Consider the following 11490-nt stretch of genomic DNA (forward strand, 5'->3'; position numbering starts at 1 on the left):
GGCCTTAACCTCAATAGACAATAAACACTTAACCTTGATTGGTTGAATCGCTTTTGCCAAACTGGTCGTCTATTCGCATAAACGCAGCCAAGACATACATCAACGAGCACAGCAACAACGTGAACACGAAAAACTGCCGATAACCAAAAAACTCTTGCAGCGCGCCCGCCACGATGCCAGGCAGCATCATGGATAGAAACATCAGGGCCGACGCCATGGCGTAATGGCTCGTCTTGTACGCTCCCCTACTGTAATATATAAGGTACAACATGTAGGCGGTGAGTCCAAAACCATAACCAAACTGCTCGACAAACACGCATGCGTTGATAATTATCAAGCTCGATGGCAGAACATAACTAAGATACACGTATACGATTTCCGGCAACGTGAAAGCCACAACCATAGGCCACAACCATCTTTTCAGACCGTCCCTGCTGGCCAGCCAGCCACCCAAAATGCCGCCAAAAGCTATGCCGATAATACCTACAGTGCCTTGCACCAAGCCATATTCTTGCGGCGACAATCCCAACCCGCCATTATGTGCGGCATCAATAAGAAAAAGCTCTGATACCTTGGACAGAAGCCCCTCTGGCATGCGGAAGAGCATGATGAACATAACGGCGAAAACTACATGGCCCTTAGTGAAAAAGGTTTGAAATGTCTCTAAAAAGCCACGCCATATCGTTCGTGCGTCGACATATTGATGGGTGACATCTTCTTTGGCATACGGCAAGGCGTAATTATGCCACAGCCACAGCGCCAAAAATATGCCAGCCACACCATAAAACAGCAGGCTCCACGAATAGGATATGCTGTTTCGGAACACCACCTGCAAGTTGCCAGCCAACATGATGAGTATGCCTTGACCGAATATTGTCGCAAAACGGTCAAACAGGGTGCGCACACCCATGAACTCCGCCTGCTGGTGGGGATTGAGACCAAGCATGTAGAAACCATCGGCGGCCACGCAATGGCTCGCCCCCGCAAAAGCCATAACCCAAAAGAAAAACAGCGTGCCTTGCAGCCACAGTGCCGTGGGGATGGTGAAGGCAACCCCACCGAGCGCCGCGCCAACAAGCACCTCCATGGCCAATACCCACCAACGCTTGGTCTTAACCAAGTCTATGAATGGACTCCAAATGGGTTTGAGTACCCAGGGCAAATAAAACCAAGAGGTGTAGAAAGTGATGGCAGAGTTGCTCAAGCCCATTTGCTTGTAGAAAATTACGGATATGGCCATCACCGCCACGGCTGGCAGGCTGTCGGCAAAGGAGAGAGACGGTACCCAAAGCCAGGGTTTGCGAGTGAAACTGCCATTGCCTTGGTTATTGGAGGGGGTATGTTGTCGGTTGTCGTACATCGAACGATGGTTTGGGGTGTAACATGTAAAAGGGCTATAGGCTCTTATTCGTAGAGCTGTGACACGCTGGCCCCGGGATAGTAGTGAGCCAATATTTGAAGGTACGAGAACCCTCGCTCCCCCATCATGGCGGCACCTATTTGACACAAGCCCACGCCATGCCCCCAGCCGGCCCCGATAAGTTCAAAGGCTACTGGCGAGCCATTGAGCGAGCCACGCTTGTCCACCACAAAGGCCGAACTGTAGAGATGGCTCTCGCTCAACGCCCTGCGTATCTCAAGTTCCTTGCCAATGACAATCGATCCGAGGGTGCCCACTATCCGCAACTTGTAGATACGGCCACTCTTGCCACGCTCCAAAGGCACAAGGTCGACAATTTGCCCCAATCGGGCGCCGAGCTTGCGATCGACGATATCACTGAGTTGCCGCTGGGTATAGACAACGCGCCAACGATAAAAGTTGGTGGTTTCTTGGTCATAATTGTTGAGAACCTGCGACAAGACACGAGCGTCGCGCGTGTTGCAATAGGCCGGCGGTGCGTTGCGAATCCACGCATCGGCGTTGGCTTCTACCGTGAGGTCCGGGAACGCGCTGGGCGTGGACGAGTCTGCGAGAGCTTTGAGATAACCCTTGGGCGTGTTGGCCCAGCAATACTGAAACTCTTCCACCACTCCACCACAACATTTGGAAAAGCGCGCGTCGCATATGGACGCACCATCCGTGAGCGCCTGCCCCCGGGTGGCCTCCACGGCTTGGGCCACGTGTGGCGAGGTGGCCTTGGTGATGCCTTGGTATCGCTGACAATGGTCGTCGGCGCACACGTCGAACAGCTCGTGATCCTCGCGGTCGTACCAACGAACGATCTCTTGGTTGGTCCGCGTCTGTTCGGCAGAGCGCGCTTGGCAACGAGTCTTGCCGCGACCGAAAATCTGCGCCAACAGCCACGACCGCGAGATGACGGCGTGAGCCTTGAGCAATTCCAGGCTCGACGTGGCGCTCATCTCGCTGGAGATGACACTTTGGAGATACCGCTCCACCGGCAAATGATTGATGGCTTGTATCTGCCCATCCGCGCAAACGAGGCGCAAGGCTCCCAAAAACGTTTGCGTCTCCTTGCGCTCCCAATGAAAATGCAGACCGATAGTGACGTCACGCAACGAAAAACTGGCATCGGGCGAAGTGGGCGAGAACATAAGTTCGGTATAAGAATGGCCTCTCCAAAAAATGGCATCGCCGACATACTCAGCCATCTCGTCGCCACTTACGACGCGACCATCTACCTCGTATGGCGCATTGAGCGAAAAGACTATCTTACGCCCACTGACAATGCCCACAGTGACCTGTGGCTCACCTTTGGGTGTTAACGGGCTGTAAATGACAGCCGTGGGTCGCGATTGTGGTTTGTCTTGATGATCCATGTGATGTTTCTTGATAATGGCATGCACCGCACCTCAGCAAGGGCACGCAATGACAAAGTGACGCCAAGATGGCAAGCGTGCCGTTACGAGATGGGACAGGCGTGGCGAAAGTATATGCAAAGGTAGCGAATTTGGGACACAATCGACATACTTTGTTCAAAAAATTAGTATCTTTGCAGTATGAATAAAAAAATTTTACTCGGCATGACCGCAGCCGAGCTTAGAGCCGCAGCAAAATCAATGGGCATGCCAGCTTTTACCGGCGACCAAATAGCTAAATGGCTCTACGAGCGCCATGTGAGATCCATCGACGACATGACCAATATCTCGAAGGCTAACCGCCTGCGCTTGGCTGAGGAATATGAGGTGGGTTGCGCCGATCCCATGGAGGCCCAGCGATCCAAAGACGGCACCGTGAAGTACTTGTTTCCGGTCCGCACGGTGGCTTACAAGGCTGGCGAGAACAATACGGCAACGGGACAATCCAAATTTGTGGAGACGGTCTATATTCCAGACAACGACCGCGCCACGCTGTGCGTATCGTGCGAGGTGGGATGCAAGATGGATTGCCTTTTCTGCCAAACGGGTAAGCAGGGGTTCGAGGGGTATCTCCAAGCGTCTGACATCTTGAACCAGATTTACAGCCTGCCCGAGCGCGACACACTGACCAACATAGTATTCATGGGGCAAGGTGAGCCTATGGACAACCTTGACAACGTGTTGAGAGCCACCGAGATTTTGACAGCCCCATACGCCTACGCATGGAGCCCCAAGCGCATCACGGTGAGCACCATCGGGTTGAAAGACAAGTTGAGACGATTCCTTGACGAAAGCGATTGCCATGTGGCCATCAGCTTGCACTCGCCCCTTCACGAGCAAAGAGCGAGTCTTATGCCCATTGAGAAAAGTTCTCCAGTAGAGGAAATCGTTGAGTTGCTGCGCAATTACGACTTCTCGCACCAGCGCCGCCTGTCATTTGAATATATTGTTTTTGATGGGGTGAACGACTCCATGAGCCACGCTAAGGAAATCGTCAGATTGCTCAAGGGACTGTTTTGTCGTGTCAATCTCATTAATTTTCACAAGATACCAAACGTTGACTTGAGAGGCGTGGACCACAAAAAAATGGAGGTTTTTCGAGATTACCTCACCTCTCACGGGGTGTTCACGACCATACGGGCCAGCAGGGGGGAGGATATATACGCGGCTTGCGGAATGTTAACCACCTCCATAGAAAAAGGTAGACGCACCCCAAAGCAAGCATGACACGAGGAAACACAGCCATGATAGTTGTGACGCTATGCGTCGTGGCGGCCGGAGGCTTATCGGTCTCGTGCGACAACAGCCGGGGAAGGTTGCCTAAATCGGGTGGCGCCCCTTACGAGGTTTTGGTGGTGGGCGACAAGGACAACTTGGTAAAAAAGGCACTCAGCGCAGACATGGAATGCTTGCCACAGCGAGAGCCGGAGTTTGACGTGTCCACTGTGAGCGCAGACGGATGGGGCGCAACTTTGAAATTGGCCAGGAATATTGTAATTGTGGACATCAACCCCAAGTCGTATGACAAGACAAAAATAAAACTGGCGCACAACGTGTACGCCCAACCGCAAATCGTGGCATGCGTGCAATCGCCATCGGTGGACAGCTTGAGAAGGCACTTGCCTGCATACGCATCGACATTGATAAAGACACTTGGGAAAGCCGAAACAAAGGCCTCCATAGAGCGACTAAGCAAACACCGAAACACCCAAGCTGAAAAAATGCTGAAAGAATGGTTAGGCGTGGACATGTGGATACCACAAGACATGGTATCAAGCAAACGGGGGAAAAACTTTGTTTGGCTCAGCAACAACTCGCCCACGGGCATGCAAAACATCATGATTTACAAACACGACGCACCAAGAGGCATCAAAGACTTCGTGGCTATGCGTGACAGTGTGGCACACGTCAACATCAAGGGCGAGACCGACAACATGTCCATGGCCACCGTGGCAGCCACCGTGGCAGCCTACAAGACCAAGCAAAACGGCCATGACGTGATAGTGTTCAGAGGACTTTGGGAGATGAAAGGCGATGACATGGGCGGTCCGTTCGTAAGCCACAGTGTGGGCAACGTGACAGCGGAAGCGTTTGTCTTCGCGCCCGGAAAAAAGAAAAGAAACTTGTTGCGACAAATAGAAGCCGCCTTATACACTCTAAAATAAAAATATATGAACAATGGAAAGATACGTGTGGGTATCACCCACGGAGACACGAACGGGATAGGATACGAATTGATATTTAAGACTTTTGCAGACGCGGAAATGCTTGGCCTATGCACTCCTATCGTCTATGGGTCGCCCAAAGTGGCCACTTACCATCGGAACGCGCTCGGCATTGAGGCCAATTTTAGTATCATCAACTCGGCCGACCAAGCCGAGGACAACCGCGTGAACATGCTTGCGGTATTTGAAGACGAAGTGAAAGTGGAGTTTGGAGTGGCGTCAGAGGAGGCAAGCAGAGCCGCCGTGAAAGCGCTGGACAAAGCCATTACTGACTACAAAAACGGAGATATTGACGTGATAGTGTCTTGCCCGGTGAACGAAAACAATCTCACGGTGGAGGGTTACGCCATACCCAAGCCCGCGAAATACATTGAGACGAGCATTGGAGAAGGCAAGAAGGTATTGGATATTGTGATGAACGAATGGCTCAAGGTGGCACTGGTGACCGACGACATGGCACTGAGAGACGTGCCGACAAACATCAGCGCACAAGCCATCATTGAGAAAATAGCCATATTTTACGCCACGTTACGCCGCGACATGCGCATCTCGGCACCACGCATAGCCGTATTGGCGCTCAACCCCAACGACACGGAGGAAAGGCGTGGCAAGGAGGAACAAGAAATGATAATACCTGCCATACAAAAACTCGCGGAGGTAAACGTGTGCGCTTTCGGCCCATACCAAGCCGCGGATTTTTTTGGTAGCGGACAATACAAAGCTTTTGACGGTGTCTTGGCCATGTACCATGACCAAGGCATAGCCCCTTTTAAGGCTCTGCTGCCTAACAACAACATACATTATTATGGAGGCCTTCCACTCATCAGCACAGCCGTGGACATGGGGCCATGCTATGCCATCGCGGGGAAAGGAGAGGCTGACGAAACGCCTCTGAGATACGCCATATACCAAGCTATAGACGCTTTTCGCAATCGCAATAATTACGACGAGCCACTGGCTCACCCACTGCCCAAGCTCTATCACGAGCGTAGGGATGACAGTGACAAAGTACGATTTGCCGTCTCCAAAAAGCGCGAGAACGCTGCCAAGGAGCGCCAAAAGCAAAAATAGCAATCATTTATAATGAAAAAGAAATACCAAAACGGGTTTTTCATCTTCGGCTTGTTGGTGCTCACCGTCATGGTAACCCAGCTTGATTTCAAACAAGTGTGGGAGGGGCTTCAGCGTGCGGGTTATTGGTTTTTGGCAGTAGTGACATTGTGGGCCGCACTGTATGTCTTCAACACCTTGTCTTGGTATCTCATTATCAAAGGCGTGTGCAGCCAATCATCCAAGGATGCCGGACTGGTTGAAAAAATAGGCTTGGGCTGGTTGTACAAACTTACCATCTCTGGATTTGCCCTGAACTATGCCACGCCAGGAGGCTTGATGGGGGGCGAGCCTTATCGAGTCATGATGTTGGCGCCCAAGATAGGAACGGAAAAGGCTTCGTCGTCGGTCATTCTTTTTGCCATGACCCACATATTCAGCCACCTTTGGTTTTGGCTGCTTTCGGCCATCTTGTTTCTTTTTGTACGTCATGTCACATTCCTAATGGGTATTTTGTTAGGAGCCACCATCGCTTTTAGCCTGCTTGGCATCTGGTTTTTTGTGGCAGGATACCGAAAAGGACTGGCTAACCGAGTAATGAATTTACTGCGTCACCTACCCTTCGTGAAGAAATGGGCCAGGCCTTTTGTGGAAGAACATCGGGGGCAGTTGGATGACATTGACCGTCAAATAGCAGCCTTGCATCGTCAAAACCCTCATAATTTCATCGGCGCCGTACTACTTGAGTTCTCATGTAGGGTGTGCTCCGCCTTGGAAATTTTCTTCATCCTTCTGGTAATCATGCCAAGGGTTAACTATCTCGACTGCATATTCATATTGGCTTTCACTTCGCTGTTTGCCAATTTGTTGTTTTTCATGCCGCTGCAGCTGGGCGGACGCGAGGGGGGATTCTTGATGTCTACAACATCATTGGGCATTAGCGCGAGCGGTGGCATATTTGTAGCTCTTATCGTTCGAATCAGGGAACTTATATGGACGGGCATCGGGCTTTTGCTTATCAAGATAGAGAAAAGAATCAGGTGAGCAGGCTCTTAAAATTAAACGTATAGCTTAATTAGCGAATCAATCTTTTCACCTTGCCACCATCTTGGCGCCCCCCTTTCGACATAGGTTTCCTATCGTCAAACAGATAGCACGTCAACATTCTTCTCTAAAAAAAGAATTGTCTGGGGAGGCAGCTCCCAAAAAAACACGATGGGTGGTAAAATTAAGCATCTGGTTAACGGTATCCAACAACTATCAAACAAAAGAGGTTGACTCCAAAAACGGAATCAACCTCCTTGTATATTTTGGCACTCTCGGCGTTTGAAACACCTCGAATACCTCATGCTTAACTTTGCCAACAAGAGTTTTGGTTAGCTCCGAACCACCACCGATTGATAGTATCGGAACACATCTTACTATGCGCAACCATAGGATCCACCCCTAAGAAGGGCCTCTCCATATAAACGCATACACTCCAAATAACTCTTAGTCCAATTTTTATATACCTTTTTTATAGCTTTTGTTACGTTATCCATTTTACAATCCTTTCCTAAATTTTAATATATCTAACTTGTTTACTACTTGGGGCTCTTGATGGCCCTTTCCTCATATCATTGGCTCTATTCACCATCCACAGCGCAATAGTCACGCCAAATGTCTGTCACGCCAATTAATGTAACCATAAATCTTCCATATTTTTTATACAGAGACCGTTTACGTCCCTTTTGTTATCCATGCTATCACAGCATGTGGCTTTCTCTAAAGTGGAGACAAAGTTAAAGCCAATTATTCACATTGGCAATAAAGATCTGACAAAAAGCCACGGAAAGAATTGAAAAATTGACTTGTGTCAAAAAACGACCGTTTTACGACATGAACAGATTTGGCAGACCATAACAACGCGTCATCTTGCATTTCCGCAATATATAATAGCGCATAAAGCATAATATTTTTGCTGCCATTTTTGCAGTATTGTCAGATTAATTGTGTAATTTTGTCAGCCAATGAACACATCGGAATTGCAAAAAATAAAACAACGTTACAACATCGTTGGTAACAGCGATGGGCTGAACCGCGCGCTGGACATTGCCATGCAAGTGGCGCCTACCGACTTAAGCGTTCTCATTATAGGCGAAAGCGGCGTGGGCAAAGAGATTATACCACGTGTAATTCACGACAACTCTCCACGCAAGCGGGAAAAATATTTTGCCATCAACTGCGGCTCAATACCCGAGGGAACCATTGACAGCGAGCTGTTTGGACACGAGAAAGGCTCTTTCACGGGCGCCATTGGCGAGAGCGAAGGCTATTTCGGCATAGCCAACAAAGGTACCATTTTTCTTGACGAAGTGGGCGAATTGCCCATCGCAACCCAAGCCAGGCTGCTGCGCGTGCTCGAGACCGGAGAATATATCCGGGTGGGTGGGCAAGATATCAGAAAGACCAATGTGCGCATTGTAGCCGCCACCAACATAAACATGCGCAAGGCTATATCCGAGGGACGATTTAGGGAAGACCTGTATTACAGGCTCAACACCATCCCTATCCAGATGCCTCCCCTGCGCGACCGCGGCAACGACATCGTGCTGTTGTTTAGGCTTTTCGCCATGCAGATGGCAGAAAAATATCGCATTCCAAAAATCACGCTGACCGAAGAGGCCAAAAAAGTGCTCTTGCATTACAAATGGCCAGGCAACGTGCGCCAGCTGAAAAATATCACCGAGCAAATGTCCGTCCTAAGCGAGAACAGGGAATTGGACGCAGACGATTTAAAAAAATACATCCCCATAGACCCGGAGAGCACACAGCTGGCCACCATCAACCAGCCAGGCCATCATTCATACGAAAACGAGCGGGAGCTTCTTTACAAGATTCTCTATGAGTTGCGAGAAAATGTCTCCGAACTGCGGCGCGACCTAACAAACCTGCGCAAACAAATAAACGACAAGCATGATTTGAGCGAAAATATCGCATACAAAAGCAACAACTTAATAGAATCGAAAAACACTCCCATTCCCACAATATCCAGCGCCAACGCCCCAATAACCCAAATTGGAAGACATTCGGCCATTGAGGCGGAAGCCGAGGAAATAAAAAACGAGCCGGAAACACTCAACTTGAGCGACCTCGGGAGGCAAATGGTAGAAAAAGCGTTGGAAAGAAATGGAGGAAACAGAAAGAAAGCAGCCAAAGAGCTTGGCATTTCGGACAGAACACTATACAGAAGAATTAAACAATATGGGCTCGACAAAAAATAAAAAGACGACGCAAAAAAAACAAAAGCATCTCAAAGAATTTGCCTTTGTTTTTGTGGCATGCTCTCTAATGATCCCCAACTTGTTATCTTCGTGCAAGGTGACCTATGACTTTAATGGCGCCAGCATAGACTACACCAAGACAAAAACCATACAGATAGCCGACTTTCCCATTCGCAGCAGCTACGTATGGGGACCGATGGGGCCACTTTTCAACAACCAGCTCAAGGATATGTTCGCCAACCACACACGGCTCATCCAGGTGAAACGAGATGGAGATATGGTCATCGAGGGCGAGATAACACAATACTCACAACGCAACAAGTCGGTGTCGAGCGAAGGGAATTCGGCCCAGACGGAATTGTCGTTAACCGTCAACGTAAGATTCACCAACAATACAAACCATAGCAAAGATTTCGAAAAATCATTCACGGCCACACAGACTTACGAAACCGCAGAAGGGCTTAACAGCGTACAAGAAAAACTCGTTACGCTAATGTGCAAAGAACTTACAGACCAAATCTTTAACGCAACCGTAGCCGATTGGTAAGTAGCCAACATACGAATACGGCCGCCAACAATCTATACATTACTTTATATATCATGGATATAGCAAATCTTATCAAACACCCTGAACAACTTGACTGTGAGACCTTGTACGACCTCCGCAGCCTGTTGGCACTATACCCATATTATCAAACCGCCCGGCTTTTGCTCCTTCAAAACCTATATTTGCTACACGACCCCACCTTTAACGAAGAACTAAAGCGAGCCGCCATCTACATAACAGACCGCAAAGTAGTCTTCAATCTCGTAGAGGCCGCACACTATAGGTTCAAGTTGACAGAAACATCGCAAAAGCCAATCGCAAAACAAAACCATGGCGCAAAAGACCAAACGCAACAAGATCGAACCATCTCTCTTATTGACAATTTCCTCGACTCAATCCCCGAAGAAAAAGAACCCGAGCATAAATCGAAGCGTAGACCTACACCCACCGACGCCGCCATTGACTACGTATCCTATTTGATTGAAACTCAAAACGAGGAGGAAGCGGAGACCCAACAAGCGCCTATGCTGAAAGGACATGATTTGATCGATAATTTCATAAAAAACGAAAACAAAAAAATCAAACTAAAAGAAGAGGTTGAATACAAACCCAACATAGACGAAACTGAACCAAAAGCCGAAAATGAAAGCGCAGAAGAATATTTTACAGAGACCTTAGCCAAGATATATGTAAAACAATGCCGTTACGACAAGGCTCTTGAAATTATTAAACGTATAAATTTGAATTATCCAAAAAAAAATGCTTACTTTGCAGATCAAATTCGTTTTTTAGAGAAATTGATATTAAATAACAAAAACAAATAAGTAAATAATTATGTACACATTTTTTGTAGTTCTCATTGTATTGGTGTCACTATTGATGATCTTCATCGTGCTCATTCAGGAATCCAAGGGAGGTGGCCTTTCAAGCAATTTCTCTTCTTCCAACGCCATCATGGGCGTACGCAAAACCACCGACTTCGTGGAAAAAGCAACATGGACGTTTGCAGCCGCAATGGTTATTTTTAGTATTGTATGCGCCTATACGGCTCCCCAAGCCTCAACCGAACAAAGCGTGCTTGAAAAAACGGCCACACAAACACAAACAACCAACCCTACAAACACGCAGGGATTTCAAGCGGCGCCCACACAAGATAACAAGCAGCAAGGCAACAGCGCTCCTGCGAGCAAACCCATCGCGCCTGCCACGAAGGCAAAATAAAATTAAAAATTTTATCACATAGCACAGTTTATATCCTATAATCCTTGCATGTGTCAAAAATATTTAGAAAAAACAGGGGATTTATTTGGTTCGTCCAAATAAATCCCTTATCTTTGCAGTCGCTTAGAAATAAGCATTCATAACAAACGGTGGATGTAGTTCAGTTGGTTAGAGCGTCAGATTGTGGTTCTGAATGTCGTGGGTTCGAGTCCCACCTTCCACCCTCTCAAGAAACAAGCGGAAAGCCCGACAAACAAAGGCTTTCCGCTTTTTATTTTTTCACATAAGCATTAACAAATAGTGACCACAAGTGGGCTCAGTAGAATTTTTCTGGGGAATAATTTGCTATTTATCTTAATAATTCCGA

General features: G+C 48.3%; 10 protein-coding genes and 1 tRNA gene. 9 read left to right on the plus strand and 2 right to left on the minus strand.

Annotated elements, in window-relative coordinates; translation table 11 throughout:
* Positions 1 to 28: 28 nt before the first annotated feature.
* Entirely contained in the window at positions 29 to 1360 is a 1332-nt protein-coding gene (locus HMPREF1640_RS03505; RefSeq protein ID WP_052051686.1) for an MFS transporter, read from the minus strand.
* 44 nt (positions 1361 to 1404) lie between these two features.
* Positions 1405 to 2778, minus strand: coding sequence for a SpoIID/LytB domain-containing protein (locus tag HMPREF1640_RS03510; RefSeq protein ID WP_081935256.1), 1374 nt, complete (start codon positions 2776 to 2778; stop codon positions 1405 to 1407).
* A gap of 180 nt (positions 2779 to 2958) precedes the next feature.
* Between HMPREF1640_RS03510 and rlmN the strand changes: the two genes are divergently transcribed.
* The 9 genes from rlmN to HMPREF1640_RS03555 all read left to right on the plus strand — a co-directional run bounded on the left by rlmN (position 2959) and on the right by HMPREF1640_RS03555 (position 11347).
* Positions 2959 to 4044 carry a 23S rRNA (adenine(2503)-C(2))-methyltransferase RlmN gene (gene rlmN / locus HMPREF1640_RS03515; protein ID WP_036892438.1) on the plus strand — a complete coding sequence of 362 codons (1086 nt, stop codon included), beginning with the start codon at positions 2959 to 2961 and terminating at the stop codon, positions 4042 to 4044.
* Positions 4041 to 4982: a DUF4837 family protein gene (locus tag HMPREF1640_RS03520; RefSeq protein ID WP_036892439.1), complete on the plus strand. Its 942-nt coding sequence runs from the start codon at positions 4041 to 4043 to the stop codon at positions 4980 to 4982. Before rlmN ends, HMPREF1640_RS03520 begins: the two co-directional genes overlap by 4 nt.
* A 6-nt stretch (positions 4983 to 4988) precedes the next feature.
* Positions 4989 to 6113 carry a PdxA family protein gene (locus tag HMPREF1640_RS03525; protein WP_036892441.1) on the plus strand — a complete coding sequence of 375 codons (1125 nt, stop codon included), beginning with the start codon at positions 4989 to 4991 and terminating at the stop codon, positions 6111 to 6113.
* Between the two features lie 12 nt (positions 6114 to 6125).
* Positions 6126 to 7136: a lysylphosphatidylglycerol synthase transmembrane domain-containing protein gene (locus tag HMPREF1640_RS03530; RefSeq protein WP_036892444.1), complete on the plus strand. Its 1011-nt coding sequence runs from the start codon at positions 6126 to 6128 to the stop codon at positions 7134 to 7136.
* Positions 7137 to 8101: 965 nt separating this feature from the next.
* Positions 8102 to 9355, plus strand: coding sequence for a sigma-54-dependent Fis family transcriptional regulator (locus HMPREF1640_RS03535; RefSeq protein ID WP_036892446.1), 1254 nt, complete (start codon positions 8102 to 8104; stop codon positions 9353 to 9355).
* A gap of 67 nt (positions 9356 to 9422) precedes the next feature.
* On the plus strand, positions 9423 to 9902 hold the full coding sequence (locus HMPREF1640_RS03540; RefSeq protein ID WP_052051688.1) for an LptE family protein: 480 nt from the start codon (positions 9423 to 9425) through the stop codon (positions 9900 to 9902).
* A gap of 53 nt (positions 9903 to 9955) precedes the next feature.
* On the plus strand, positions 9956 to 10726 hold the full coding sequence (locus HMPREF1640_RS03545; protein ID WP_036892450.1) for a hypothetical protein: 771 nt from the start codon (positions 9956 to 9958) through the stop codon (positions 10724 to 10726).
* 10 nt (positions 10727 to 10736) lie between these two features.
* Positions 10737 to 11123 (plus strand): preprotein translocase subunit SecG, encoded by a 387-nt coding sequence (gene secG / locus HMPREF1640_RS03550; RefSeq protein ID WP_036892452.1) that lies wholly within the window; start codon positions 10737 to 10739, stop codon positions 11121 to 11123.
* Between the two features lie 148 nt (positions 11124 to 11271).
* Positions 11272 to 11347 (plus strand) — tRNA-His (locus HMPREF1640_RS03555).
* The last annotated feature ends 143 nt before the right edge of the window (positions 11348 to 11490 follow it).

The sequence above is a fragment of the Prevotella sp. S7-1-8 genome (assembly GCF_000758925.1).
Lineage (GTDB): Bacteria > Bacteroidota > Bacteroidia > Bacteroidales > Bacteroidaceae > Prevotella.

Bases quoted from the DNA above. Each gene is read 5' to 3' on its own strand.
- HMPREF1640_RS03540 (WP_052051688.1), top strand. From the start codon at position 9,423: ATGATCCCCAACTTGTTATCTTCGTGCAAGGTGACCTATGACTTTAAT.
- secG (WP_036892452.1), top strand. From the start codon at position 10,737: ATGTACACATTTTTTGTAGTTCTCATTGTATTGGTGTCACTATTGATG.
- HMPREF1640_RS03535 (WP_036892446.1), top strand. From the start codon at position 8,102: ATGAACACATCGGAATTGCAAAAAATAAAACAACGTTACAACATCGTT.
- rlmN (WP_036892438.1), top strand. From the start codon at position 2,959: ATGAATAAAAAAATTTTACTCGGCATGACCGCAGCCGAGCTTAGAGCC.
- HMPREF1640_RS03510 (WP_081935256.1), bottom strand. From the start codon at position 2,778: ATGGATCATCAAGACAAACCACAATCGCGACCCACGGCTGTCATTTAC.
- HMPREF1640_RS03530 (WP_036892444.1), top strand. From the start codon at position 6,126: ATGAAAAAGAAATACCAAAACGGGTTTTTCATCTTCGGCTTGTTGGTG.
- HMPREF1640_RS03525 (WP_036892441.1), top strand. From the start codon at position 4,989: ATGAACAATGGAAAGATACGTGTGGGTATCACCCACGGAGACACGAAC.
- HMPREF1640_RS03545 (WP_036892450.1), top strand. From the start codon at position 9,956: ATGGATATAGCAAATCTTATCAAACACCCTGAACAACTTGACTGTGAG.
- HMPREF1640_RS03520 (WP_036892439.1), top strand. From the start codon at position 4,041: ATGACACGAGGAAACACAGCCATGATAGTTGTGACGCTATGCGTCGTG.
- HMPREF1640_RS03505 (WP_052051686.1), bottom strand. From the start codon at position 1,360: ATGTACGACAACCGACAACATACCCCCTCCAATAACCAAGGCAATGGC.